Annotated in this window: 24 protein-coding genes; 8 read left to right on the top strand and 16 right to left on the bottom strand. The window is 64.9% G+C overall.

Annotation, left to right across the window (positions count from 1 at the left end):
• Positions 1-73: 73 nt before the first annotated feature.
• Both AO716_RS01395 and AO716_RS01390 read right to left on the bottom strand, forming a co-directional pair.
• Entirely contained in the window at positions 74-673 is a 600-nt protein-coding gene (locus AO716_RS01395) for a TlpA family protein disulfide reductase (RefSeq protein ID WP_055239716.1), read from the bottom strand.
• A gap of 95 nt (positions 674-768) precedes the next feature.
• Positions 769-1,431 carry a histidine phosphatase family protein gene (locus AO716_RS01390; RefSeq protein WP_055239171.1) on the bottom strand — a complete coding sequence of 221 codons (663 nt, stop codon included), beginning with the start codon at positions 1,429-1,431 and terminating at the stop codon, positions 769-771.
• 145 nt (positions 1,432-1,576) lie between these two features.
• Here AO716_RS01390 and AO716_RS01385 point away from each other — a divergent pair, with 145 nt between their 5' ends.
• The 3 genes from AO716_RS01385 (at position 1,577) to AO716_RS01375 (ending at position 4,150) form a co-directional block, all read left to right on the top strand.
• Positions 1,577-2,116, top strand: a complete 540-nt coding sequence (locus AO716_RS01385) for a YceI family protein (protein ID WP_055239170.1) — start codon at positions 1,577-1,579, stop codon at positions 2,114-2,116.
• Positions 2,117-2,318: 202 nt separating this feature from the next.
• Positions 2,319-3,113 (top strand): DUF6264 family protein, encoded by a 795-nt coding sequence (locus tag AO716_RS01380; RefSeq protein WP_055239169.1) that lies wholly within the window; start codon positions 2,319-2,321, stop codon positions 3,111-3,113.
• A gap of 161 nt (positions 3,114-3,274) precedes the next feature.
• A complete protein-coding gene (locus AO716_RS01375; protein ID WP_055239168.1) occupies positions 3,275-4,150 on the top strand; it encodes a hypothetical protein in 876 nt (291 codons plus the stop codon).
• A gap of 7 nt (positions 4,151-4,157) precedes the next feature.
• Here AO716_RS01375 and AO716_RS01370 read toward each other — a convergent pair whose 3' ends face one another.
• Complete coding sequence (locus tag AO716_RS01370) at positions 4,158-4,868, bottom strand: redox-sensing transcriptional repressor Rex (protein WP_055239167.1); 711 nt, start codon at positions 4,866-4,868, stop codon at positions 4,158-4,160.
• A gap of 120 nt (positions 4,869-4,988) precedes the next feature.
• The gene (locus AO716_RS01365) at positions 4,989-5,252 is read right to left on the bottom strand and encodes a glutaredoxin family protein (protein ID WP_055239166.1); all 264 of its coding nucleotides are present in this window, start codon (positions 5,250-5,252) and stop codon (positions 4,989-4,991) included.
• Positions 5,253-5,318: 66 nt separating this feature from the next.
• Between AO716_RS01365 and AO716_RS01360 the strand changes: the two genes are divergently transcribed.
• Positions 5,319-6,131 carry an HAD family hydrolase gene (locus AO716_RS01360; protein WP_055239165.1) on the top strand — a complete coding sequence of 271 codons (813 nt, stop codon included), beginning with the start codon at positions 5,319-5,321 and terminating at the stop codon, positions 6,129-6,131.
• Between the two features lie 84 nt (positions 6,132-6,215).
• Here the strand turns inward: AO716_RS01360 and AO716_RS16880 are convergent, their stop codons facing one another.
• The 3 genes from AO716_RS16880 to AO716_RS01350 all read right to left on the bottom strand — a co-directional run bounded on the left by AO716_RS16880 (position 6,216) and on the right by AO716_RS01350 (position 7,961).
• Positions 6,216-6,314: a 30S ribosomal protein bS22 gene (locus tag AO716_RS16880; RefSeq protein WP_003792170.1), complete on the bottom strand. Its 99-nt coding sequence runs from the start codon at positions 6,312-6,314 to the stop codon at positions 6,216-6,218.
• Positions 6,315-6,501: 187 nt separating this feature from the next.
• Entirely contained in the window at positions 6,502-6,714 is a 213-nt protein-coding gene (locus tag AO716_RS01355; protein WP_055239164.1) for a helix-turn-helix domain-containing protein, read from the bottom strand.
• 149 nt (positions 6,715-6,863) lie between these two features.
• The gene (locus tag AO716_RS01350; protein WP_055239163.1) at positions 6,864-7,961 is read right to left on the bottom strand and encodes a 3-deoxy-7-phosphoheptulonate synthase; all 1,098 of its coding nucleotides are present in this window, start codon (positions 7,959-7,961) and stop codon (positions 6,864-6,866) included.
• 309 nt (positions 7,962-8,270) lie between these two features.
• Between AO716_RS01350 and AO716_RS01345 the strand changes: the two genes are divergently transcribed.
• A complete protein-coding gene (locus AO716_RS01345) occupies positions 8,271-9,506 on the top strand; it encodes an alpha-hydroxy-acid oxidizing protein (protein WP_414826570.1) in 1,236 nt (411 codons plus the stop codon).
• Here AO716_RS01345 and gdhA read toward each other — a convergent pair.
• The 3 genes from gdhA to AO716_RS01330 all read right to left on the bottom strand — a co-directional run bounded on the left by gdhA (position 9,503) and on the right by AO716_RS01330 (position 12,746).
• Positions 9,503-10,843, bottom strand: a complete 1,341-nt coding sequence (gene gdhA, locus AO716_RS01340) for an NADP-specific glutamate dehydrogenase (RefSeq protein ID WP_055239161.1) — start codon at positions 10,841-10,843, stop codon at positions 9,503-9,505. The two genes, AO716_RS01345 and gdhA, sit on opposite strands and share 4 nt — an antisense overlap.
• An 88-nt stretch (positions 10,844-10,931) precedes the next feature.
• Entirely contained in the window at positions 10,932-11,477 is a 546-nt protein-coding gene (locus AO716_RS01335) for an ArsR/SmtB family transcription factor (RefSeq protein ID WP_055239160.1), read from the bottom strand.
• Between the two features lie 60 nt (positions 11,478-11,537).
• Positions 11,538-12,746, bottom strand: a complete 1,209-nt coding sequence (locus AO716_RS01330) for an acetoin utilization protein AcuC (protein WP_055239159.1) — start codon at positions 12,744-12,746, stop codon at positions 11,538-11,540.
• 107 nt (positions 12,747-12,853) lie between these two features.
• Between AO716_RS01330 and AO716_RS01325 the strand changes: the two genes are divergently transcribed.
• Both AO716_RS01325 and AO716_RS01320 read left to right on the top strand, forming a co-directional pair.
• Positions 12,854-14,263: a TrkH family potassium uptake protein gene (locus AO716_RS01325; protein WP_055239158.1), complete on the top strand. Its 1,410-nt coding sequence runs from the start codon at positions 12,854-12,856 to the stop codon at positions 14,261-14,263.
• Positions 14,256-14,924, top strand: a complete 669-nt coding sequence (locus AO716_RS01320; protein ID WP_055239157.1) for a potassium channel family protein — start codon at positions 14,256-14,258, stop codon at positions 14,922-14,924. The genes AO716_RS01325 and AO716_RS01320 overlap by 8 nt, the downstream gene beginning before the upstream one ends.
• Before the next feature lie 7 nt (positions 14,925-14,931).
• Here AO716_RS01320 and proC read toward each other — a convergent pair whose 3' ends face one another.
• The 6 genes from proC to AO716_RS01290 all read right to left on the bottom strand — a co-directional run bounded on the left by proC (position 14,932) and on the right by AO716_RS01290 (position 23,972).
• Complete coding sequence (gene proC / locus AO716_RS01315) at positions 14,932-15,777, bottom strand: pyrroline-5-carboxylate reductase (protein ID WP_055239156.1); 846 nt, start codon at positions 15,775-15,777, stop codon at positions 14,932-14,934.
• Positions 15,778-16,001: 224 nt separating this feature from the next.
• Positions 16,002-16,835, bottom strand: a complete 834-nt coding sequence (locus AO716_RS01310) for a sugar phosphate isomerase/epimerase family protein (protein WP_055239155.1) — start codon at positions 16,833-16,835, stop codon at positions 16,002-16,004.
• Complete coding sequence (locus tag AO716_RS01305; protein ID WP_055239154.1) at positions 16,832-17,881, bottom strand: exopolyphosphatase; 1,050 nt, start codon at positions 17,879-17,881, stop codon at positions 16,832-16,834. Before AO716_RS01305 ends, AO716_RS01310 begins: the two co-directional genes overlap by 4 nt.
• Before the next feature lie 86 nt (positions 17,882-17,967).
• Positions 17,968-20,685: a type I DNA topoisomerase gene (gene topA / locus AO716_RS01300; protein WP_055239153.1), complete on the bottom strand. Its 2,718-nt coding sequence runs from the start codon at positions 20,683-20,685 to the stop codon at positions 17,968-17,970.
• Positions 20,686-20,848: 163 nt separating this feature from the next.
• Positions 20,849-22,474 (bottom strand): methyltransferase, encoded by a 1,626-nt coding sequence (locus AO716_RS01295; protein WP_055239152.1) that lies wholly within the window; start codon positions 22,472-22,474, stop codon positions 20,849-20,851.
• A gap of 40 nt (positions 22,475-22,514) precedes the next feature.
• Positions 22,515-23,972, bottom strand: a complete 1,458-nt coding sequence (locus AO716_RS01290) for an MDR family MFS transporter (protein WP_082413236.1) — start codon at positions 23,970-23,972, stop codon at positions 22,515-22,517.
• A gap of 129 nt (positions 23,973-24,101) precedes the next feature.
• Here AO716_RS01290 and AO716_RS01285 point away from each other — a divergent pair, with 129 nt between their 5' ends.
• Positions 24,102-24,701: a TetR/AcrR family transcriptional regulator gene (locus tag AO716_RS01285; protein ID WP_055239151.1), complete on the top strand. Its 600-nt coding sequence runs from the start codon at positions 24,102-24,104 to the stop codon at positions 24,699-24,701.
• Positions 24,702-24,780 lie beyond the last annotated feature (79 nt).

Here is a 24,780-nt window from a genome sequence, read left to right as displayed (position 1 = left end):
CCGTTAAGGATCGTCTCTGCGAATACGTTGGCAGCCGGCACTGCGGCAGCTGGGATCACGGGCGGCACAGCGGCTACGCGGCCAGCGCGTCGCTGATGAGCGTCTTCAGGGTGCCCTTGTCCGCAAGGCCCAGGATGCGCGCAGCGACCCGGCCTTCGCGGTCAAGGACGAGCGTGGTGGGCACAGCCTGCGGCGGCACGAAGCTGGTCATGGCCAGCAGGACTTCACCGTTGCGGTCCTCGAAGCTCGGGTAGGGAATGGCGAAATTGCGTTCGAAGGCCTCGGCAGTCTTGGCCTCGTCACGGATATTCACACCGTAGAAGCGTGCGCCCTCGGGAGCGTAAGTGTCATGCAGCTCCACGAGGTCGGGGGCTTCCTTGCGGCAGGGAGCACACGCTGCGTACCAGAAATTGAGGACGACGACGTCGCCGGCCCAGTCAGCAGCGCTGACTTCCGTGCCGTCAAACAGGGTTCCGCTCAGGCGAACCGGTTCACCTCGTTCGGACGGCGCGTATTCAGTGACGGACCCGTCTCCGGCGATGTAGTTCTTGTTGTCTCCTGCTTTGGCCTGTTCGGCCAGCGGATCATCCGTTGAGCAGCCTGCGAGGGCAGCCGCCAGCGGCACGCCAACGGCAAGCCCGGCACCAAGCCGCAGGAAGGACCTGCGGTGCATGGCGGCAGGCGGTGTTTCGCTTTCGGGTTTCTTCACGGAGATCCAGCTTTCATCGCGGCAGGGGGCGGCCACTTCTACAACGCGTAGTAATTGTATTATGCGCCAGGCAGATTCGCTGCCCCGGGCAAAAGATCAGCGGACGGCTCCGCATAGCGGACGCCGGTGAGTTCCATGTCATTGAATTCCAGGGTGGTCACCGAGGTGAGGGTGCACTCCCGGCTGCGGGGATCGTGCCAGAGCCTGCGGCCCTCAGCAGCCAGGCGGGTCACCCAAATCGGCAGCTGGTGGCTGACAAGGACTGCTTCAGCACCGGAGCCGCCCAGTTCCAGAGCCCGGATGCGCGCGTCGTGAACCGCTGCCATGACCCGCTCCACCTGCTGGGCATACGGCTCTCCCCAGGAGGGTTTCATCGGGTTGCGGAGAAGCGGCCAGTACCGGGGATTGCGGAGCTGGCGCTTGACGCCGGGAAGGCCTTCGAAGCGGTTTTCCGCTTCCAGGATCCGTTCGTCGGTCATGGTTTCGAGGCCCAGGGCGCTTGCGATCGGGGCTGCGGTCTCCTGGGCACGCGTCAGGGGCGAGGCAACCAGATGAACCAGCTTTGCGCCGTCGTTCCTGCGCTGCTCGAAGTGGCCGGCTACACGGTCTGCCATTTCGCGGCCCAGTTCGGAGAGGTGGAACTCCGGCAACCGGCCGTACAGGATGCCGTCGGGATTAAAGACTTCACCATGGCGGACGAGGTGGATAGAGGCACGGGACATGCTTTCAAGTCTCGCAGAGTCGCCGGGATAGATTAAATCTTCACGAACACTTGAACCTTTGACCAATGTGTGCAATAGTAAATGCAAATGCATCTACTGGCGGTGGTGCAGACAGCACACCGCCGCATCCCAGAAGGAGAACCCCATGATCCCCACCGGTCTGACTGCAGGCACCTGGAACCTCGATTCCTCCCACAGCGAGGTTGGCTTCACCGTCCGCCACGCCGGCATCAGCAAGGTCCGCGGCAACTTCGACAAGGTGACTGCCGTCCTCGAGGTTGGCCAGGACCTGAATGATTCCAAGATCAGCGCCACGATCGACGCCGCGTCGTTCAATTCGAACGAGCCGAACCGTGACGGACACGTCAAGGGCGCCGACTTCTTCGACGTCGAGCAGTACCCGGAACTGACTTTCGCGGCAACCAGCGTCGAAGGCTCCGGTGAAACCTACAAGCTCACCGGCGACCTGACCATCAAGGACACCACCCGCCCGGTCACCCTGGACGTCGAATTCAACGGCGTAGCAGTCGATCCGTTCGGCGCCACCCGCGCCGGGTTCTCCGGTTCCACCGTCATCAGCCGCAAGGAATTCGGCCTGACCTGGAACGCGGCACTTGAGACCGGCGGCGTCCTGGTTGGCGACAAGGTCACCATCAACGTGGACGTTGCCTTCGTCAAGGCATAAGCACACGCATTCATCCAGCAGGTCCGGTACGCTCTCCCGCGTCCCGGACCTGCTGTTTTTGTACCCCGCGCACCGTCGATTCGCGCGCCAAACCGTGTTGCCGCGTGCCAGGACAGCTAGACTGAACCCCGACTTCGCAGATGGGTTATCTGCCCTGCCGGAGGCTCTTTCGGCAGGCCATCCACTCGGCAGGCGGGCACCAATGAGCACTCCCAGCGATCCCCATGAAAACCAGGACCTCCCGGGCCGGCAGCCGGAGACCGGCGAAGGCCAGGACCAGCGTCCGGAGCCGAAATACGGACAGTACAGCCCTCCTCTCCAGCCGAATCAGCCGAATCAGCCGGCACAGACCCACATCCCGCCGGAACCCGGCCAGCACCCGGGACATGCCGCAGGGCCGGGCCCATATCAGCAGCCGGGGCAGCCCTACGGGCAGTATGGCCAGGGACAGTACGGGCAGTCATACGGCTACCAGCCCGCGCAGCCCTCCGGCTACAGCTATCCCGGAGCCGTGCAGGGACCGTCGACCCAGCCCAAGGGGCCGGCACCCCGTGAAGTCGTGACGGGGTTCTGGCTGATCATCGCCGCGGGAGTCCTCTCCCTGATCAACAACATCGTGACCGCAGTCCGTCTGCCGGATGTCCTGACCATTTCCCAAACCGACGCCCTGCGGGACGCCAACATAGATGTCCAGGACGCCGGCGGGTTCCTGATCTGGTTTTCGGTGGTGCTGAGCATCATCGGACTGGGCATCTACGTCCTGATTGCCTGGTTCGTCCTGAAGGGGCACAACTGGGCCCGGATTGTCGGCACAGTGTTCGCAGCCTTCTCGGCCTTCGGGCTGCTGTTATCCCTTCCCGCCTATGTGACCTCGCTGATCGGCTGGATCTCCCTGCTCTCCTCGCTGGCCGGGATCGCAGGAATTGTGATGCTCTACCTGCGGCCCAGCAACCCATACTTCCAGCGCCATAATTTCAACCCCTACCGCCCTTACTGAGACCTCCCGGGCCCACCCGGATAATTTTCGGGAAAGCGCATGCAGGTTTGGGCCGGCTGAGGTCACAGCCGCCGCCGCGGCACGTAGCGTGGAGTCCCCGCCGAGGTCCCCGGACCCCTGGCGGGCAATGATTTCCCGGTCTTGTGAAGGCGGCGACGACTATGGCAACTACTCCCGCAGCGCCCAGCTCATCCGGAGCCGGGTCCAAATCCCTCCCCCGGCGAATCCTGCACACCGGCCTCCGCCGGCACGGCCGCGAGCCGCTTCCTCCCACGGGACGCACCCGGGAACTTCCCGCGGACGGTTCTGCCGGCCGGCAGCCAAAAACCGGAGTCGGGGATCGGCTGTTTGGCTGGGCCCGTTTTCCAGATGCAGTCATCAAGCTGGCGCTCACTTCCCCGGCATCCGTTCACGCGCCGGAGGCTGAGCCCGTTCAGGCCCAGGCTGACACCGCTTCTGAGGCAACCACGACGGCGCCTGCACCGGCGGGAAGGAAGTCCCCCGCCCGGCCGCGGCCGGCAGCAAAAACCCCGCCGCGTCCGGACCACCGCCCGTCCCCGGTTGCAGCACCCGCCCCCGCGCCGCGGATCACCGACCGCAGGTCCCGCCGTCGGGCGCCCCTTCCGGTGAACCTGGCGGCCCTCCTCATCACCGGGGGCGGCGTGCTGACCCTGCTGATCGGGCTCCGGGAGGCAATGGACCCCCAGCGGGCGGCACCCGCCGCAGCATCTCAGCTGGAGGCGCTGGGCGTCCCGGTGGAGACTGTCCTGTCAATGGCCCGGGTAGCGGACGCGGCCGTGGCTGCTGTGGCTTTCGGGTTCTACGTTCTCCTGGCATCGCTTATCCGCGACGGCCGGAGCTGGGCCCGGGCCGGCTGTGTCGTGCTGGTAGCCGCGGCCCTGTTCTTCGGATTCAAGGACCTGGCGTACCAGCACGTCACAGCTGGAGTACTGGCAGGGCTGGGAACCGGTCTGCTGTTTATCCCGCAGAGCGCCCGCTACTTTGCTTCACGGGGAAACCGGCTAGTTCCAGCCTGAACAGAGCTCAGCGCATCAGGCGTGCCTGGGCGTCCGTCGCCAGGGCGGCCACCTGGGCACGCTGTGCGTGATAGGCAAGGATCTGCAGCTCCGTGGCCATATCGACCTTCCGGATCTGTACCTCCGGCGGGGCCTGGAGAACAACCGGGGCAAAGCTGAGGATGCTGGTGATTCCGGCCTTCACCAGACGGTCACACATTTGCTGTGCTGCCTCCGCCGGGACGGCAAGGACCGCCATATTGGCCCTGGTAGTCTCCAGTACCCGTTCAAGGGAGTTCACCGGGCTGATCCGCAGCCAGCCGATTTCCTGTCCAACCGTCATTGGATCCGCGTCGAAAAGTGCCACTACTTCGAACCCGCGGGTCCCGAACCCCGGATAACCGGCCAGGGCACGGCCAAGATGCCCGGCGCCCACGATCGCGACCCGCCAGTCGAGGGTCAGGCCAAGCGCCGCAGAAATCTGGCCGCTGAGGTACGGAACGTCATACCCAACACCGCGGGTCCCGTAGGAACCCAGATAGGAGAGGTCCTTGCGGAGTTTGGGCGAGTTGACGCCGGCTGCCTCCGCGAGTTCCTCTGAGGAGACCCGTTCCACGCCCTCGGTCAGCATGGTGCCAAGCACCCTCAGGTACACGGTCAGGCGGGCGAGGGAAGCCGGCGGGATATGCCGTCCATGCGCGGACGCACCAACGGCCGTTACATCCTGCTCATCCGGCATACTCACTTCTGCAACTCCGTTAGCTACTGGGCAACTGGACGGTCCTGCGGACCGCCAGGCCCGGTAAGCACCCACTCTAGGACCGCATCCGCTCCCGCACCAAGTGTGTTTGGCCCCCGGTTACGCGGACAGGAGCCGGCGCAGGCGCGATTCGTCGATCTGCCAGAAGTCACGCTGCACACCGTCAATCATCAGGACGGGAATCTCCTCGGCGAACCGTTCGAGCAGCTCCGGGTCATCTGCAATCGAACGTTCCTGCCAGGGAACTCCGAGATCCGCGGAGACCCGGTCCAGAACTTCCCGGGCAGCCTGGCACAAGTGGCATCCCGGACGGGTCAGCAGAAGCAATTCGGGCACCGCGGCGTCGGGAAGGACATCATTCATGACTTCCAATTTAGTCTCCAAGCCGCATATCCGAGGCCGGGAGCTCTTTTTCAGTAGACTTCTTCCATGCCCCGATCCACGTTTGTCCGTGCCGACGATTCTCCGGCCGCGGCAGGCAACCCGGGAGAGGCCGCATTCTTCGACGTAGACAACACACTTATGCGCGGCGCCAGCCTCTTCCACGTGGCCCGGAAGATGTACCAGAAGAGGGTCTTCACTCTCCGTGAGGCCGCCGGGTTTGCAGCCAAGCAGCTGCGCTTTATGCTCCAGGGCGAAAACCTGAAGGACGTGCACAGCGTCCGGGACGCCGCGCTTGCATTCGCCACGGGCCTGGCCGCGGAAGACGTCCGGATCCTGGGCGAGGAAGTCTATGACGAGATGATCGTCTCCAAGATCTGGCCTGGAACCCGTGCGCTGACAGAACAGCACATGAGGGCGGGACGTCCGGTCTGGCTGGTTACCGGCACGCCGATTGAAGTGGCTTCAGTAATCGCCAGCAGGCTCTCCCTGACGGGGGCCCTGGGGACCGTTAGCGAAGTCAGTGACGGACTCTATACCGGCCGGCTGGTTGGCGAATTCCTGCACGGACCCGCGAAGGCCGACGGCGTCAGGGTACTTGCGCAGCAGGAGGGCCTGGACCTGGACCGGTGCTGGGCATACAGCGATTCCTACAATGACGTGCCGCTGCTCAGCATGGTGGGCCACCCAGTGGCCATCAACCCGGATGCACGGCTCCGCCGTCATGCCCGGGAGAAGAACTGGCCCGTCTACGATTTCCGTTCCGGCCGCCGTGCGGCCACCCTTGGGCTCAAGACGGCATCCCTCGCAGGGGCAGCCTACGGCCTGTGGCGGGGTTTCTCCTGGGTCCGGTCCCGCTAGCAGTCCCGACCGAAAGGGACGCTTAAAAGCGGAAGCCCGCCAAGTCCTGACGGACGGCGGGCTTCAACGGCAGATAAGAAGAATCTACTTCTTATTGCGGCGCTGGTGGCGGGTCTTACGAAGCAGCTTACGGTGCTTCTTCTTGGCCATACGCTTGCGGCGCTTCTTGATTACTGAACCCACAGAGTCCTCACAAACTTGAATTAGGAGCCATGCCGGTCCCCGCTTCCGCCAGGCCACATGGCCCGCCAGCATCGGTTCCGGCAGTTACTAGCCAGAATGAAAACGTTCCTTAACAGGGTACCGCCTCCGCACAGCCTTTACGGACAGCGCAGACAGCACCCCAAATCAGGTTACGGCCGGAACGGATTTAGGCCGTACCAGACTGCCTGTCAATGACGGCGTTGCGCAGAACCTGCTGCACAGCAGACTCCGGAACGCGGTACGACCGCCCAAAACGGACCGCCGGAAGTTCGCCGGAATGCACGAGCCGGTAAACGGTCATCTTGGACACGCGCATGACATCCGCGACCTCTGACACCGTCAGAAACCGCACGTCCGAGAAATTGCTCTCGTCTGCCATTTATCTCTTGTTCCTTCGCTCGGAAGCAACCTGCGCCCTACACAACTGCGGCGGCGTGTCGCCTTGATGACCATCTCGTGACCGTCTAGCACTCTACTCTAGTGGCTGGAGTAACCATAGTGGAAGTTTTCCACTCCAATAGGCCGCGCTTATGACGCATTTCTGCGGGTCCGTGCTGCCTGTGCGAGCACCGAAAGCACCCCGGCGGACGTCTCCCAGTCCATGCACTTGTCCGTGATGCTCTGGCCGTACACCAGCGGGCCCGGATTGGCGGCGTCGTGGGCCTGGGCACCTCCCACCAGGAAGCTCTCCAGCATTACCCCGGCAAGCTGGTGGGCGCCCGCAGTTCCGGACTCAAGCTGGGCCGCCAGCTCCAGAGCGACTTCCGCCTGCCGGTGGTGGTCCTTGTTGGAGTTGGCATGGGACGCGTCGACAATCAGGCGGGGGTTCAGTCCCCGTGCGGCCAGTGCCTCCGAGGCGGCAGCGACGTGCGCTGCAGAGTAGTTGGGGCCCGAATTGCCGCCGCGCAGGATCAGGTGTGCATCCGCGTTCCCCGCGGTGCGGACCATGGAGGCGCGGCCGGAACCGTCGATTCCAAGGAACGACTGCGGAGCCGAAGCCGCGGTGCACGCGTCCAGGGCGATCTGGAGGGACCCGTCAGTGCCGTTCTTGAATCCCACCGGCATGGACAGGCCGGAGACGAGCTGGCGATGGATCTGGCTTTCTGTGGTCCGGGCTCCAATTGCACCCCAGCTGACCAGGTCGGCCACGTACTGGGGGCTGATGGGTTCCAGGAATTCGGTGGCCACAGGAAGTCCCAGTTCTCCCGCAGCGATCAGGAACCTCCGGGCTGCGAAGAGGCCGCTCTCAATGTCATGGCTGCCGTCCAGGTGCGGATCGTTGATCAGGCCCTTCCAGCCCACCGTGGTCCGGGGCTTCTCGAAGTAGGCGCGCAGCACTATCAGCAGGTCCGAACTGTGCTCCTGCGCTGCTTCGGCAAGGCGGCGGGCGTAGTCCAGGCCGGCATCAGGGTCGTGGATGGAGCAGGGTCCGACGACGACGAGCAGGCGGTCATCAACGCCGTCGAGCACTGCACGGACGGCTTCGCGGCCCTGGCTCACCGTCTGCGCCAGCTCCGCAGAGAGCGGCAGTTCGGCCAGCAGCTCTTCCGGTGCGGGCAGCGGGCGGAATTCGCTGACGCGAAGGTCGGTTGTGGCTTGGGAGTGCTGTGCGGTGGTGAGGTTCATGGTCCCGTATCCGTTGTGAGAATGGACCGGCGGGACTTTGCTTCAGAACCCGCCGGATATGGCGAAGGGCAAGGGAATGATCCCCTGCCCTGTTGGCTCTGAAGGTTGGCGTCAGCGTACTATCGCGCGGGCTCCTCCAGAGCCAACGAAAAATACGCATACCAACGGTTAGTCATGCCCACGACGATAACCCTCTGGAGTGCACATGGCAATTCTCTGCGGTCACAAACCGCGTTTGTGACGGAACGCCCCAGCCGCACCCCGTAGGCTCGTGGGCACGAACAGGCTGTACTGAAAGCGAGTTTTTCCGTGACTTCCAAACCCCCGGCCCTTACGCGCAGGATTCCCCGGGTCCAGGACCTTGCACCCCTGATGCAGTTCAAGAAACCGCAGCTCGGAGCGGCCGCCAGGCTGCAGAAGGCAAACACCATCTGGGATTTGCGTGACCTGGCTAAACGGCGCACCCCGAAGGCGCCGTTCGACTACACGGACGGGGCCGCGGAAGGGGAAATCACCCTGCGCCGGGCCCGGGCAGCGTTCGAGGACCTGCAGTTCCGTCCCGGTGTGCTCCGCAACGTAGCCTCGGTGGATCTGTCCACATCGATACTGGGGCGGGAGTCTGCCCTTCCCTTTGGCATCGCTCCCACCGGGTTTACCCGGATGATGCAGTCGGAGGGTGAATACGCCGGTTCGCAGGCTGCCGCAGCCGCCGGTATCCCGTACACGCTTTCCACCATGGGCACCGCTTCAATCGAGGATGTTGCGGCGGCAGCCCCGGACGGCCGGAACTGGTTCCAGCTCTACCTCTGGACAGACCGGGACAAGTCGCTGGAGCTAATCAACCGGGCCGCGGCAGCGGGTTTTGACACCCTGATGGTCACCGTGGATACCGCCGTTGCCGGGGAGCGGCTGCGGGATGTCCGCAACGGGATGACCATTCCGCCGGCCCTGACATTGAAGACCGTCCTGGATGCCTCCTACCGGCCGGCCTGGTGGTTCAACTTCCTTACCCACGAGCCGCTCTCCTTCGCGTCACTGAACAGGTATTCGGGAACGGTCGCTGAGCTCATCAACTCGATGTTCGATCCCACCCTGACGCTCAAGGACCTGGACTGGCTGCGGTCGGTGTGGAATGGAAACCTGGTGGTCAAGGGCATCCAGACCCTCGACGACGCCCGGGAGGCGGTGGACCACGGGGCTGACGGAATTGTGCTGTCCAACCATGGCGGACGCCAGCTGGACCGCGCGCCGATTCCGCTGCAGCTGCTGCCGGAGACTGCGGCTGCACTGAAGGGCAAGACCAGCATCATCCTGGACACCGGAATCATGAGTGGAGGGGACATCGTGGCGGCGCTGGCGCTGGGTGCCGACTTCGCCCTTATCGGCCGGGCGTATCTCTACGGCCTGATGGCCGGCGGCCGGGCCGGAGTGGACCGGAGCATCCAGATCCTCTCGGCCCAGGCCGCGCGGACAATGGCCCTGATGGGCGTGGCCAGCGTCAGCGAACTGACGCCGGACCACGTCCGGCTGGGCAGCGGAGCCTAGATGACGCCGAGCGCCAGCATCGCGTCGGCGACCTTCACGAAGCCGCCGATGTTGGCACCCACCACATAGTTGCCCGGAGAGCCGTACTCATCGGCAGTGGCTGCGCAGCGGTCGTGGATGTTCACCATGATCTGGCTCAGCCGCTGCTCGGTGTGCTCGAAGGACCAGGCGTCCCGGCTGGCGTTCTGCTGCATCTCGAGGGCAGAGGTGGCAACGCCGCCGGCGTTCGCTGCCTTGCCCGGGCCGAAGAGCACGCCGGCTTCCTGGAAGACCTCAATGGCCTTGGGGGTGCACGGCATGTTGGCGCCCTCTGCCACGGCGACGGCACCGGACTTCACCAGCGACACGGCGTCGTCTTCGCTAAGCTCGTTCTGCGTTGCACAGGGCAGCGCCACATTGGCGCCCGCGTCCCACACCGAACCGCCGGCGACGAAGGAAACATTTCCGCCGCGGCGCTGGGCGTACTCGGATATGCGTCCGCGCTCGTGTTCCTTGATCTGCCGGAGCAGTTCAACGTCGATCCCCGCTTCATCGACCACGTAGCCGGAGGAATCGGAGCAGGCCACAACCTTGCCGCCGAATGCCTGGGCCTTGGCGATCGCGTTGATTGCCACGTTGCCGGATCCGGAGACGATGACCCGCTGCCCGTCGAGGCTCAGCCCCCGGGTCTTCAGCATTTCCTCGACGAACATCACGACGCCGTAGCCGGTTGCCTCGGGGCGGACCAGGGAACCGCCCCAGCTGACGCCCTTGCCGGTGAGGACACCTGACTCGTATCGGTTGGTGATCCGCTTGTACTGGCCGAACAGGTAGCCGATTTCACGGCCGCCGACGCCGATGTCACCGGCGGGCACGTCGGTGTATTCGCCGATGTGGCGGTAGAGCTCGGTCATAAAGGACTGGCAGAAGCGCATCACTTCGGCGTCGGACTTGCCGCGCGGATCGAAGTCGGATCCGCCCTTGCCGCCGCCAATCGGCATGCCGGTCAGGGCATTCTTGAAGATCTGCTCGAAGCCAAGGAACTTGACGATTCCCAGATAAACGCTGGGATGGAAACGCAGTCCGCCCTTGTACGGGCCAAGCGCAGAGTTGAACTCAACACGGAAGCCGCGGTTGATGCGCACGTGGCCCTGGTCATCGACCCAGGGAACACGGAAAATAATCTGGCGTTCCGGCTCGCAGATCCGCTGGAGGATCGCTGCCTCACCAAACTGCGGATGCTTGCGGAGAACCGGCTCAAGGGTGTCGAAGACTTCGACGACCGCCTGGTGGAATTCTGTTTCGCCTGGGTTGCGGCGAAAAACCTCGTCGCGCACGCGTGTGAGTGTTGCGTCCATGTGTTGCTCCTTATCGATTCCCCCTCCCGTTACTACGCTAGACCGGTCAGTGTCCGTAAGCGATGCAGGACCGGGGAAGGGGTGCCGCCTACGGGCGGCGGCGGCGGAACTTGGGCAGTGCTCCCAGCAGATCGGCAGCGCGTTCCGCGGCGCGGCCTACAGTTCGGCCCAGCTGCTGCTGGACGCTGGCGTCAACTGCCGCCGTTGGGTTCTCGGCAGTGCCGGAGGGCATCTTGGCCGCCGCTGCTGCGGCAGCGGTTTGCCGTGCTGCGCCGGGAATCCCGGCAAACAGGGAACGGCCGCGTGCTTCGCCGCTGGTTCCGGCGGCGACGCTCGCCAGGGTCGGTGTGGTGGCCTGGGCGGCGGTAATGGATGGCAGATCAAATGCGCTTAGCCATAGTACTACTTCGTCCAGGGGTGCGGTCTTCAGGGAGTAGTAGCGGCGCTGTCCTTCGGCCCGCATATCAACCAGGCCGGCTTCACGCAGGACCTTCAAATGCTTGGACACGGTGGGCTGGCTGACCTCCAGCTCCTCTACCAGTGCGCCAACGGATTTGTCGCCGCCGCGCAGCGCTCCGAGAATCTCGCGCCGCGTTCCTTCAGCTATGACAGCGAAAACATCGTCAATGACCATATGCATTACCTTAGCCGGTAGAGACACTGGCTAATGGGCCATCGGGCCCGGGGGCCCTGGTCAGTCAAACCACGGGTCAAGCCCGTGCAGCGGGAAGACTTCCTTCCGGGTTGCCATGACAGTGCGGTCAATGTCGTCGTTGGGGTCGTAGCCCACCTCCCACGAACGCCACCACATGTCCACCCCGTCGCCCATCGCGGCAGGGGTATCGATCCCGTGCCGTTCCCGAACGTATTCGCGCCAGGCCGGGGGCACCGGGGTGGTCAGCGGCATGCGGGTGTTTGCAGCGACGGCGAGGAGAAGTGCCCAGGAACGCGGCACCACGCTGGCCACGTTGTAACCGCCTCCCCCGGTTGCGATCCACCGGCCTTCAGCGAACTGGTCCGCCAGCCCGGAAATTGAAAGGGCGGCCTGCCGCTGGGTATCCACCGAAAGCCGCAGGTTGGACAACGGATCGTCCCGGTGCCCGTCGCAGCCGTGCTGGCTGATGATCACCTGGGGTTCGAAGGCACCGGCCAGCTGGGGCACAACGGCGTGGAAGGCACGCAGCCAGCCGGCGTCCCTGGTACCAGGCGGCAGCGCCACGTTCACAGCCGTTCCGGGTGCGTCCGGCCCGCCTGATTCGTTGGCGAAGCCCGTCCCCGGAAAGAGCGAAATCCCCGTCTCATGGATTGAGATGGTCATGACCCTCGGATCGTTCCAGAAGATCGCCTGGGTGCCGTCGCCGTGGTGTGCGTCCACATCGATGTACAGGACCCGGGTGTAACCGGCGTCCAGGAAGCGCGCGACGGCGGCAGCGGCGTCGTTGTAGATGCAGAAACCCGAGGCTTTGCCCGCGGCGGCGTGGTGCATGCCGCCGGCAAAGTTCACGGCATGCCGCACCTTGCCGGAGAGGACTGCCTCGGCCGCAGCCAGGGATCCGCCGAACAGCCGGGCACTTGCCTCATGCATGCCTTCGAAGGCCGGATCGTCTTCTGTGCCCAGGCCGAGCGGAGCGTTTGGACGCTCCGGATTACGGCTGATTTCCCGTACCGCGGCCACATAGGCGGGATCGTGCACCCGGGCAAGCTGGGCGTCATCAGCGACGAACGGGGCGCCCAGGCTGACCTGCGGCAGGTCGAAGATCCCCAGCTCCTTCGCCAGGCGTGCCGTGAGATCCAGCCGCAGCGGGCTCATGGGATGTCCGGGGCCAAAGTTGTATGCCAGCAACGATTCGTCCCACACAATGTGTGTGGGCACGGCGGGAAGGCTCAGCCCGGTACTCGTCATGCTCACAGGCTACGCGATCGCACCACACGGTCCCGCACCGCCGGCGGCAGGGTTAAGTGGTTTACTACTTTGCAGGACCCCGCGCACAGAACTGGACTTCACTACCCATGGCATCCCAACCGCAGCAACCGCTGCAGACGCGGCAGCGCCGTCCCCTTGGCTTCATCGTTGCGGGCAGGGACTTCATTGACGCCGTCGCCAACTCCTCACCGGCCAGGCTTGCCCTGATCGTCTTTTCCCTGGTCATTCTGCTCTTCACGGCCCTGCTGGCGCTTCCGCTGGCCTCAGCGTCCGGGCAGGCCACCGCGCTGCATGACGCACTGTTTACGGCCGTCTCAGCGGTGTGCGTCACCGGACTGACGGTGGTCTCCACTGCTGCGCACTGGTCCGGGTTCGGGCAGGTGCTCATTCTGGTGGCAATCCAGGTGGGCGGCCTGGGCATCCTGACCATGGCATCGCTGCTGGCCCTGGCCGTGAACCGCAGGCTGGGAGTCCGCGGCAAGCTGATCGCCCAGGAAGGCATGAATACCGGCCGTCTGGGCGAGGTGGGCAACCTGCTGCGGATCGTCGTCAGCACCACTGTCCTGATCGAACTGGTGCTGGCAGCCATCCTGGCTCCGCGGTTCATGGTCCTGGGCGAATCCCCGGGCCAGGCCATCTGGCACGCCATTTTTTACGCCGTCTCTTCCTTTAACAACGCCGGGTTCACACCGCACTCGGACGGTCTGGTGCCCTACGAAAATGACTTGTGGGTGCTGGTGCCCATCATGGCCGGCGTCTTCATCGGCAGCCTTGGGTTCCCGGTGATCATGGTGCTGCTCCAGAGCCGGATGAAGACCCGGCGATGGAACCTGCACACCAAGCTCACCGTGCTGGTGTCCCTCATCCTGCTGTTCGCCGGCACGCTGCTGTGGGCTGCACTGGAATGGTTCAACCAGCGCACCATCGCCGGGATGGGGGTGGGCGAGAAGATCCTGCATGCCCTCTTCGCCTCTGTCATGATGCGCTCGGGCGGTTTCAGCCTGGTGGAGATGGCAGACCAGGATGCCTCCACCCTGGTCATCACGGACATGCTCATGTTCGCGGGCGGCGGCTCGGCGTCCACCGCCGGCGGCATCAAGGTCACCACGATTGCCGTGATTTTCCTGGCGATCGTTGCCGAGGCCCGCGGCGACACCGACGTTCGGGCCTTCGGCCGCAACATTCCCGCCGGTGCCCTTCGGGTGGCCATTTCCGTGGTCATCCTTGGAGCCACCATGGTGGCTGTCGCCACGATCGGACTGCTGATCGTCACGGAGGAAACGCTGCAGCCGGTACTGTTCGAAGTGATCTCCGCTTTCGCGACTGTGGGACTAAGCATCGGGCTGAGTCCCGAGTTGCCGCCGTCGGGCAAATACATCCTGGCCGGCCTGATGTTCGCAGGGCGCGTTGGCACGATCACCCTGGCGGCTGCGCTGGCCCTCAGGCAGCGTAAACCGCTGTACCACTACCCGGAAGAAAGGCCGATCATTGGCTGAAAGACCGCCGCACAATGCCCCCGTCCTGGTCATCGGACTGGGCCGGTTCGGCTCGGCCACCGCCGAGCAGCTGGTGAAGCAGGGCCGCGAGGTCCTGGCAATTGAACGCGATCCGGACCTCGTGCAGAAAGCCTCCGGCAAGCTCACCCACGTGGTCCAGGCCGACGCCACCAACATTGACGCCCTCAAGCAGCTTGGTGCGCAGGACTTCTCCGCCGCCGTCGTGGGTGTTGGCACCTCCATTGAGTCCAGCGTCCTGATCACGGTGAACTTGGTGGACCTGGGCATCGAGCACCTGTGGGTCAAGGCAATTACGCCGGCGCATGGAAAGATCCTTACCCGCATTGGTGCCAACCACGTGATCTATCCGGAAGCTGCCGCCGGGCAGCGCGCCGCCCACCTGGTGGGCGGCCGGATGCTGGACTTCATCGAGTTCGACGACGACTTCGCGATCGTGAAAATGTACCCGCCCAAGGAGACCCAGGGCTTCACGCTTCGCGAGTCGAATGTGCGCTCCAAGTACGGCGTGACCGTGGTGGGGGTGAAGTCCCCGGGTGAGGACTTCACCTATGCACAGGCTGATACCAAGGTTTCCAGCCGGGACATGCTGATTGTCTCCGGGCACGTGGACCTGCTGGAACGCTTCGCGTCCCGGCCGTAGCCTCCGGCTAGCGGGAGGCGCTGAGCTCGGCCGTGATCTCCGCTGAGCGACGCTCCGCGGCGGTCATCCCGGCGCCGATGATGGCCGGCAGGTCCCGGTCGTCAAAGACGCGGATGGCCGCTTCCGTGGTGCCGTTGGGGCTGGTCACGGCCTTGCGCAGGGCTCCTGCGTCCGCGCCGGGCTCTGCAAGCATGGCTCCGGCTCCGGCTAGGGTTTCGGCTGCCAGCAGCGCGGCCAGCTCGGGGTCAAGACCCAGCTCGGCTCCGGCTTTTGCCATGGCTTCGGCCAGGTAGAAGGCGTAGGCAGGGCCTGAGCCGCTGACGGACCCGACGGCGTTGATCTGGTCCTCACGTACCTCGACTACGCGCCCGGTCCCGGAGAGCAGGGAGCGCACCAGCTTCACGGAGTCCGGGGTGGCAGCCGATCCCGGTGCCAGGGCGGTGACGCCGCGGCCCAGCTTCGCGGGGGTATTGGGCATGGTCCGGATGACGGGGGTGCCGGCCGGAAGGGCAGCTTCCATCAGTTCCAGCGGAACGGCTGCGGCAACACTCACGACGACGGTGTCCCGGCTCAGGACTCCGGCCACCTCTTCCAGCATCGCGCGCACGCCCACCGGCTTCACTCCGACGATTGCCACGTCCGCGTTTTCGGCCGCGGTGCGGTTGGCCCCGGGATCTTCGGACCCGGCGAGCACCGTGATCCCGTGCCGTTCGCGCAGCTGTGCGGCACGTTCGGCGCGGCGGACCGTGGCGGTGATCAGTTCAGCAGGGTAGCCGCCGGCCAGGATGCCGCCGAGGATGGCTTCGTTCATTGAACCGCAGCCGAGGAAGGAAAGACGGGGAAGATTCTGCATGCCACGATTCTTTCACGGTGCCTTGCACGGACCCGAAACGGCCCGATTCCAAGCGGACGCACAGCTGTTTCTAGGCTTGTGCACAACTTCGCTTCCTACAGTATTAAGTGCCTCTTGGAGGTGCGAGTGATGAAGGGCCGGTAACGGCCCCGTGGTGCCGGCGATTCGTGGACGTTTCCCCCCAACCGTCCCGAGGCAATCGCCGGCACCCGCTCGTTTAAGCCCTATTCGTCCAGCACCTGGTTCAGGTTTACCCGGGCGAACTCGAGAGTCTGGCGCAGCATCTCTTCCCGCTCCCCCGGCTCCTTGGCTTTCCGGGTGCTCACTTCGATGGCCACGGTGCCGGTGTATCCGGTTTCGGAAAGATACTGCAGCGCCTCAGCGCAGCGCTGGGTTCCTTCCCCCGGCAGCAGGTGCTCGTCCCTGCCGTTTGGAGTGCCGTCCGTCAGGTGCACGTGGCTGAGCCGGCTGCCCAGTTTGCGGATCTCTTCATAGGAATCCATGCCTGCAATCGCCGCGTGGGAGAAGTCCCAGGTCACGTGCTCATAGGGCTCGGGCAGCGGGTTCCAGTGCGGCAGATAGGCCTTCGCTTCGCGTCCCCTTACCCGCCAGGGATACATATTTTCAACGGCTATCGTGACGCCGTACTCGTCAGCGATCCTGCGGACCCCTTCGGCAAAGTTCTCTGCGTAGCCTGACTGCCAGCGGAACGGGGGATGCGCCACAACCGTGCTGGCACCCACCTCCGCAGCCATGGCAGCCGAGAGCTCGATCTTGGTCCAGGCCTTCCCCCATACCTGCTGCGTCAGCAGCAGCGTCGGCGCGTGGATGGCCAGCACCGGCATGTGGTACCGCTCGCTCAGCCCCCGGATGGTCTCGGGGTTACGGCTGATCTGGCTGCCGGTCACCATCACCTCCACGCCGTCGTAGCCCAGGTCATGGGCAACGGCGAACGTGTCGTGGACGGAAAGCGGGTAGACCGAGGAACTGGAAAGTGCCACCGGAATCTGCGGCAGGTGGGTTTCGGTGGGCACATTGCGGGGGGAGGTCAGTGTCATAGTGGTGCACTTCCGTTCGGTTCGCCGGCGGCAGCCAGGACCAGTGCCCCGGCCGGTTCCGGCGTGAGGCTCTGGTGCCCGGCCGGGAGCCGGCCCGGTGGGTCAAGATGCAGGGTGTCAAAGCGCAGCGCGTCGAAACGCTGCAGGATCAGTCCCTCGCGCAGTGCCCAGGGGCAAATGCTCAGGGACTTTAGGTTGAAGGCTTCCATGGCGGCCTCCGCCACAAGCGCCCCGGCGAGCACCTGCGGGGCACGAAGCACGGAGACGCCGTCGAGCTCTGAACGCTGCGCCGCAGTTCTTCCCGCCAACCGCGGGATGAGCCCCGTGAGGTCGGCGCGGCGCAGCTTGCGGCGGGCATACGGACCGGCGGCAGAAGGCGCGGCCCCGGTGAGCCGGGCGAGGGAGCGGAAGGTCTTGGAAGTTCCAGCGGCGAGGTCAGGTGCACCGTATTCGGCGAATTCGGACGAGGCTTCCTGCACGACGCCGCGAATATAGCCGCGCAGCGCGTCCAGGGACGCTGCTGAGGGCGGATCGTCCCGCAGCCAGTCCCTGGTCAGCCTGCCCGCCCCCAGCGGGACCGAGACCGCGACGTCGGGCAGTTCGTCCAGTCCCTGCGCCATTTCGAAGGAGCCGCCGCCAATATCCAGGTCCAGCAGTGAACCGGCACCCCAGCCAAACCAGCGGCGGGCCGCCAAATAGGTCATGGAGGCTTCCTGCCGGCCGCTGAGTTCTGTCAGGGCAACACCGGTTTGCAGTTCCACGTACTCCAGCACGTCCGGCCCGTTGGCGGACTCGCGGATGGCGGAAGTGCTGAAGGCGAGGAGATCCTGGGCGTGGTGGCGGACGGCGAAGTCACGGGCCTGCGCCACAAACTCCACCAGAAGTCGCTGGCCTGCCCCGGTGATTGCACCCTGGTCATCCAGGTGGGAGACCAGCTGCAGGGGACGTTTGTGGGAGGCGAACGGAACGGGGCGCGCGCCGGGATGGGCATCCACCAAGAGCAGATGCACAGTGTTGGACCCGACGTCCAGGACTCCTAGCCGCATGATCCCATTATGCGTCGGCAGCTGCCGTGCACCTGTCCACGGTCCCGCGCAGGGAACCGGACCAGATGCACGGCAGGCGGCACGGCCTACTTCTTCGCTGCGGCGCGCTTGCGGACCGGCTTCTTGGCCGGACCCTTCTCACGCTTCTCGGCCAGGAGTTCCAGAGCCCGTTCCCGGGTCAGCTCCTCGATGGCCATGGACCGCGGAACAGTGATGTTGGTGATGCCGTCGGTGATGTACGGACCGAACCGGCCGTCCTTGACCACCACAGGCTTCTCCGAGACGGGGTCGGTGCCGAACTCTGCCAGCGGCGCCGCTGCCTGGCGTCCCCCGCGCTGCTTGGGCTGCGAGTAGATCTCCAGGGCCTGCTCGAGGGTGATCGTGAAGATCTCCTCCTCGGAGCCGATCGACCGGGAATCCGTTCCCTTCTTCAGATAGGGACCGAACCGGCCGTTCTGCACCGTGATCTCGTTGCCTTCAGCGTCGGTGCCCAGCACGCGGGGCAGCCTCATCAGCTTCAGCGCCTCTTCCAGGGTGACCGTTTCCACGCTCATGGACTTGAACAGCGAACCCGTGCGCGGCTTCACCTTGGCAGGCTTCTTCGGGGGCTTGGGCTTGCCGTTCTTGTAATACTCAACCGGCTGGTTGGCCAGTTCCTCAGCCGTGGGCTCGGGAATGAGTTCAATGACGTACGGACCGTAGCGGCCGTTGCGGGCCACAATGGTTCGGCCCGTTTCCGGATCCTCGCCCAGGACACGTTCCTCGGGTCCGGCGGTGTTCATCAGCTCAATCGCCTTCTCGGCGGTCAGCTCATCCGGGGCCAGGTCCTCGGGAACGTTGGCGCGCTCGGGCTCGGTACCTTCCGGGGCATCCGCCGGCAGCGGCCGCTCCAGGTACGGGCCGAACTTTCCTACGCGCAGCACAATGCCGTCCGCGATTTCGATGGAGTTCACCGCGCGGGCGTCGATCTCACCGAGGTCGTTGACGATCGTGTGCAGGCCCGTGTCCACGCGGTCGCCGTAGTAGAACTGGTTCAGCCACTCAACCCGGCCGGCTTCGCCGCGGGCAATGCGGTCCAGGTCCTCTTCCATTTCGGCAGTGAAGTCGTAGTCCACGTAGTCCGTGAAGTGCTCCTCCAGCAGCCGGACTACGGAGAACGCGATCCAGCTGGGCACCAGTGCCTGGCCCCGCTGGGTCACGTAACCGCGGTCCATGATCGTGGAGATGGTGGCCGCGTACGTTGACGGGCGCCCAATTCCCAGCTCTTCCAGCGTCTTCACCAGCGAAGCTTCGGTGAAGCGCGGCGGCGGGGAGGTCTCGTGGCCGATTGCGCCCAGCTCGGCAGCGGTCAGCGGATCATCCTTTTTCAGGATGGGCAGGCGGCCGCCCTCGGAACCTTCGTCTCCATCCCGGGTGGCGTCGTGGCCTTCCTCGTAAGCGGCCATAAAGCCGCGGAACGTGATGACGGTGCCGGAAGCGGAGAACTCGGCGTCCCGCCCGTCGGCGGAGACTGCGCCGAGCTTGACGGACGCCGTCGAGCCCTTGGCGTCTGCCATCTGGGAGGCGACGGTGCGCTTCCAGATCAGCTCGTACAGCTTGAACTCGTCGCCGCGCAGCGAGGACGCAACCTGGGCCGGCGTGCGGAAGGAGTCACCGGCGGGGCGGATGGCCTCGTGGGCTTCCTGCGCATTCTTGGACTTGCCCTTGTAGACGCGCCGGGCTTCCGGAACGTATTCGGGTCCGTACAGTTCCGAAGCCTGGCGGCGCGCCGCGTTAATGGCCTGGTCCGAAAGCGCCGAGGAATCGGTACGCATATAGGTGATGTAGCCGTTTTCATACAGGCGCTGTGCCACCTGCATGGTCACGCGGGAAGAGAAGCGCAGCTTGCGGCTGGCTTCCTGCTGCAGCGTGGAGGTGGTGAAGGGCGCTGCCGGGCGGCGGGTGTACGGCTTGGTTTCAAGTGAGCGGACAGTGAACGACGCCGACTGCAGGCCCTCGGCCAGCGAGAGAGCTGCCGCTTCATCCAGGTGGGTGACGTTCTTGGACTTGAGTTCACCGCGGTCGGTGAAGTCCTTGCCGGAAGCGATCCGGGCGCCGTCGACCGAGGTCAGGCGGGCCTTGAAAGACTCGGAAGAAGCCGTGGCGAAGGTGCCGAGCAGGTCCCAGTAGGAGGCGGAGCGGAACGCCATGCGCTCCCGTTCGCGCTCTACGACGAGGCGGGTTGCCACGGACTGAACGCGGCCGGCGGAAAGGCCTCGGGCCACCTTGCGCCAGAGAACAGGGGAAATCTCGTAGCCGTAGAGGCGGTCCAGGATGCGGCGGGTTTCCTGGGCATCGACCATTGAAATGTCGATGTCACGCATTTCCTGCAGCGCCCGCTGGATCGCTTCCTTGGTGATTTCCGGGAAGGTCAGGCGATGGACGGGAACCTTGGGCTTGAGCACCTGCAGCAGGTGCCACGCGATGGCTTCGCCTTCGCGGTCACCGTCAGTTGCGAGATAGAGTTCGTCGGCGTCCTTGAGCGCGGCCTTGAGTTCCGCGACTTTCTTCTTCTTGTCCGAGGAGACGACGTAGTAGGGCTCGAAGTCCTTGTCCAGGTCAACGGCGAACTTACCCACGGAGGTCTTCTTCAACTCTGCGGGAAGGTCCGAGGGCTGCGGCAGGTCACGGATATGACCCATCGATGCCGTGACCTCGAAGCCGTCGCCGAGATAGCCGGCGATCGTCTTGCCTTTGGCCGGTGACTCGACAATTACCAGCTTCTTCTTCTTGCCGGTCGACTTGTCCGTTGCCTTAACTGGCACTGTTCTCCTACGTACGGGGGTGGATCAAAAAGCGGATGAGGGATGGCACGGGCAGGGCTCCGCAGGCTCGCTCATCCTTAGACAGTATGGGGAATCCCCAAGCACAAGGGTAACCATAACTGCACAGCCGGGCAGACGCAGACCAATTTCGGTGTGCGCTGCCTTACTGCTCCGCCGGCAGAAGGAACCCGTCCAGGACCAGGTTGCGTACCTCTTCTTCCAGCGCGGGACCGAACTCCGGGTCCTCACGGCCCAGCAGCGCTGCCAGGGCAGCGATGATCGCTCCGGCGGGCAGCTCACCGTCGCACGCTGACACAAATCCGGTCAGCTCGGTACTCATCAGGTTGGTCCGCCGCAGCCCGGCTCCCTGGCGGAGCAGGATCACACCGGGGTGCTCTGCGCCGGGGCGGGCGTGGCGTTCCTCGGTGACGTCATCCGCCACCACCAGATGCTCGGCTGCCAGGTCAGGGTGCTCCCGGGTCCAGTCGAAGCGTTCGACGGCGGCAGCGAGGTGCGGGGCAAGAGGCGACTCAAGGGGGTGGGTGATTTCCTCGAAGCGGCGCAGCGGGGCCGACTTCGGGTCCATCCTCCGGCGCATCCACACCGTGCCGAAGCCGATGCCTGTGGTCCCGCGCGAGGCGAAATCCTGCAGGTACGCGGCGTAGGAGGCCGCATACTCAGACCGGTCACGGTTCTCGGCCGCGTCCCTGAGCCACATTTCGGCATATTCAGCGGGGCTGAGGACTTCACGCTGGATAACCCAGGCGTCCATTGTGTCCGGCAGCCAGGAACGAAGCCGTGTGTTCCAGGCGTCCTTGCTGTCCTCCGGGCCCTGGATCTCCCAGTTGCCGAGCATCTGGACAGTGCCTCCAGGCGCAAGGACGGATTCGAGGTCCCGGAAGAGACCGGAGACGATCCCGTCTCCCGGCAGCCCGCCGTCCCGGTACGTAAAGCGGTCTTCGGCTTCCTCACCCGGCACCCGCGGAGTAATTACGAACGGCGGGTTGGATACCACCTGGTCAAACTGTTCCCCTGCTACGGGCTCCAGCATGCTGCCAAGCCGCAGGTCCACCCGGTCCTGGAGATGTTCAGGATCCAGGCCCAGCGAGGGGGCGTTGAGCACCAGGTTGAACCGGGTGAAGCCCAGTGCCCGTTCGGAGATGTCCGTAGCCGTGACGTGCCGGGCGTGCCCGAGCAGGTGGAAGACCTGGATTCCACAGCCGGTGCCCAGGTCCAGTGACCGGTCCGCCGGAGCGCGCAGGCTCAGCTGGGCGAGGGACAGGGATGCCTGCCCGATGCCCAGCACGTGGCCGTGCGGCAGGACGCCGGGGCGCTGGTGTTCGCCCAGATCGCTGGCGACCCACAGATGGGTGCTGGCGTTTTCGGCGCTGCTTCCGGTTTCGAATTCATAGGGGCGCAGGTCCACGGCGGCGCGCAGGAGCTCCGGGGCTGCCGGATCCTTTTCGGCCAGTCCGAGTTCCCTCAGGCCTGCGGCACCGGTCCGGGGGAAGGCCTCGTCCGCCTGCTCTACAGGCACGGACTCCCCCACCAGCCACAGCGCCACCGCCGCGGCTACCGCGGTTGCGGTGCCGGCGGCGGCTGCTTCACGGCAGGCGAGCATGGCCGGGACCAGCTGGTCCCGGCCAAGCGCAGCGTTTGCCTCTTCGCCGAGGAAGGCGGCGACGCCGTCGACCGTGTAGCCGGCGTCCTGGAGGTCAGCGGCGAGCGCAGCCAGCAGGGGGAGGTTTGAGCTTTGCGGGGTGCCCGGAACACGGGAGAAGTCAGTCACTCCTCCAGTCTAGGTTCCGTGCCCGCTCCTCCCCTCCGCTTTAGGCCCGGCGGGGAATCTTGATGAACGGGGCCAGGACGACGGCGGCGGTGGCCAGCAGAGCGCCGATGATGAAGGCCGTGTGGCCGCCGGAGAACAGCGAGTCCGCCAGTTCAGAGCCTGCGTCGAGTTTCGCCGCGGAGAGCATGGACAGTACCGTCACGAAGATGGTGGTGCCGATTGCGCCGCCGAGCTGCTGGCCGGTGTTGAAGATGGCCGATCCGTGCCCGTAGAGCCGGGGCTCCACTGTGGCCAGGGCGGCGGAAAGCAGCCCGGTCATCAGCATGGCCAGGCCAATGCTGAACACGATGTGGGAGACGGTGAAGACCCAGAGCGGGGACTCCGGTGTAACACCGACGTACAGCCACTGGCCCAGCGCCAGCATCGCGGCACCGGGAATGAGCACCGGGCGGGGGCCGAAGCGGTCAAAAACACGGCCAAAAACGGGCCCGACGGCGGCCTGGACCAGTCCGCCGGGGAGGAGCATCATGCCGATGGTCAGGGTGTCCAGGCCGCGGCCGGTCTGGAGCATGATCGGCACGATCACGACGGTGCCGAGAAGGGTTCCCATGGCGACCATGATGAGGACGACGCTGATGGTGAAGTTCCGGTTCCGGAAGGGTGCCAGGTTCAGCAGTTCACGGCCGGACCGGGTCAGGACGATCTGCCGTTTGATGAACAGCGCCAGGGAGCCGGCGCCGACCACAACGCTGGCGCCGAGCAGGACGAGGTTCTCTGATGCATGTTCCAGGCTGGAGATCGCGTAGACCAGGAATCCGAATGCCAGTGCGGAGAGAATCACCGAGGGCACATCCACCGGCAGCTTGCGGGTGGATGAGGGGATCTTGATGAAGATAATCCCGAGCAGCAGGATGATTACCGCCAGTGGTGTCATCAGCACGAAGATCCAGTGCCAGCTGAACGCGTTCACAATTGCGCCGGAGACGGTGGGGCCAACTGCGGGACCAACGGAGATGACGATCGAGTTCAGGCCCATGATGGCTCCGCGCTTGTGCATGGGGACGAGCGTGAGCGTGGTGGTCATCAGCAGCGGCAGCACAATGGCCGTGCCGACGGCCTGGATAATCCGGGCCACCAGCAGCACTGCGAAGGTGGGCGCGAAGATGGCCAGCAGCGTGCCGACCAGGAAGCTCGAGAGTGCAAAGATGAACAGGCTCCGGGTGGTGAAGCGCTGCAGGAGGAACCCGGTCGTGGGAATCACTACAGACACGGTCAGCAGGAACCCGGTGGTCAGCCACTGCCCCGCTGCGGCGGTGACCTGCAGGTCCGCCATGATCGAGGGCAGTGCCACGGTCAGGACTGTCTCGTTCAGGATCATCAGGAACGCGGCCAGCGCCAGCGCCCCGATGATTCCGGTCAGCTGTTTTGTGGAAAGTGCCGGACGGGGCGGAGCGGCTGGCTTTCCGTCCAGTTCAGCGGTGGTGCTTTCGTGACTCAAGGATTCCCTCGGTTTCTGTTGGACTTGAACCGGAAAATACTGTCACAGTCTGCCATCTTTTCTATAATCGAAGTGGCATACTGTGACAGAACACAAGCACTGGTGCACTGCGAAGAAAGCTGGGACGGCGTGGGAAAACGCGAAGACCGTAAGGCCGCCACAAGGCGTGACATCCAGCTGGCAACCCTGGACCTGCTGGAGACAGCCGGGATGGATGCCACCACGGTTGCCCGTATCGCGGAGCAGGCCGGCATTTCCGAGCGGACATTCTTCCGTTACTACGACTCCAAGGAAGCGGCCGCCGTACCCGGGCAGGGGGAACTGCTCGGGTCACTTCTGGCCCGTGAGCTGCAGTCTTCCTGGTCCCCGGCGCGGATCCTCCGCGAGCTGATGGATGCGTCCAGGCAGCAGTTCGCCTACGAGGTTGAGCAGTCCGAATTCAAACGCATCTCCCGGCTGCTGCTGCGTGAGCCGAGGCTGCTGCAGGCAGTGTCCCGCCAGGAGATGCATCTGGTGACCGTGCTCAGTAAGTCGCTGCAGGAACGGGGCCTGCTGGAAACGATGCAGGCACAGGTCCTGGCGGAACTCGTTGCCTGTACGTGGCGCATCGCCTGGCAGTGCTTTGCCCGTGAGGAAAGCGCCGGCAGGGCCTCAGATCCTGCAGCGCTTTTCGAGCAGGCTGTGGCGAGCCTCGCCGAAGCTACTGCTCCGGCTGCCTTCGGGAAATAGCTGCACGGACGTAGCTGCACTGCACGTCGGTGCACTGCCGGAGTGTCCCGGCTGCCGGTGCCACAATGCCTCCGGGTCC

The sequence above is a fragment of the Arthrobacter sp. Edens01 genome, assembly GCF_001307035.1.
Classification (GTDB): Bacteria; Actinomycetota; Actinomycetes; order Actinomycetales; family Micrococcaceae; genus Arthrobacter_B.
The sequence above is the reverse complement of the archived record's forward strand: the minus strand, read 5'-3'. Positions and strand labels throughout refer to the sequence as shown.

Coding starts and splice junctions, on each gene's coding strand:
- AO716_RS01395 (WP_055239716.1), bottom strand. CDS start 673: ATGCACCGCAGGTCCTTCCTGCGGCTTGGTGCCGGGCTTGCCGTTGGC.
- AO716_RS01385 (WP_055239170.1), top strand. CDS start 1,577: ATGATCCCCACCGGTCTGACTGCAGGCACCTGGAACCTCGATTCCTCC.
- AO716_RS01305 (WP_055239154.1), bottom strand. CDS start 17,881: ATGCGGCTAGGAGTCCTGGACGTCGGGTCCAACACTGTGCATCTGCTC.
- AO716_RS01350 (WP_055239163.1), bottom strand. CDS start 7,961: ATGAACCTCACCACCGCACAGCACTCCCAAGCCACAACCGACCTTCGC.
- AO716_RS01365 (WP_055239166.1), bottom strand. CDS start 5,252: ATGAATGATGTCCTTCCCGACGCCGCGGTGCCCGAATTGCTTCTGCTG.
- gdhA (WP_055239161.1), bottom strand. CDS start 10,843: ATGGACGCAACACTCACACGCGTGCGCGACGAGGTTTTTCGCCGCAAC.
- AO716_RS01335 (WP_055239160.1), bottom strand. CDS start 11,477: ATGGTCATTGACGATGTTTTCGCTGTCATAGCTGAAGGAACGCGGCGC.
- AO716_RS01325 (WP_055239158.1), top strand. CDS start 12,854: ATGGCATCCCAACCGCAGCAACCGCTGCAGACGCGGCAGCGCCGTCCC.
- AO716_RS01370 (WP_055239167.1), bottom strand. CDS start 4,868: ATGCCGGATGAGCAGGATGTAACGGCCGTTGGTGCGTCCGCGCATGGA.
- AO716_RS01380 (WP_055239169.1), top strand. CDS start 2,319: ATGAGCACTCCCAGCGATCCCCATGAAAACCAGGACCTCCCGGGCCGG.
- AO716_RS01330 (WP_055239159.1), bottom strand. CDS start 12,746: ATGACGAGTACCGGGCTGAGCCTTCCCGCCGTGCCCACACACATTGTG.
- AO716_RS01355 (WP_055239164.1), bottom strand. CDS start 6,714: ATGGCAGACGAGAGCAATTTCTCGGACGTGCGGTTTCTGACGGTGTCA.
- AO716_RS01390 (WP_055239171.1), bottom strand. CDS start 1,431: ATGTCCCGTGCCTCTATCCACCTCGTCCGCCATGGTGAAGTCTTTAAT.
- AO716_RS01375 (WP_055239168.1), top strand. CDS start 3,275: ATGGCAACTACTCCCGCAGCGCCCAGCTCATCCGGAGCCGGGTCCAAA.
- AO716_RS01310 (WP_055239155.1), bottom strand. CDS start 16,835: ATGACACTGACCTCCCCCCGCAATGTGCCCACCGAAACCCACCTGCCG.
- AO716_RS01360 (WP_055239165.1), top strand. CDS start 5,319: ATGCCCCGATCCACGTTTGTCCGTGCCGACGATTCTCCGGCCGCGGCA.
- proC (WP_055239156.1), bottom strand. CDS start 15,777: ATGCAGAATCTTCCCCGTCTTTCCTTCCTCGGCTGCGGTTCAATGAAC.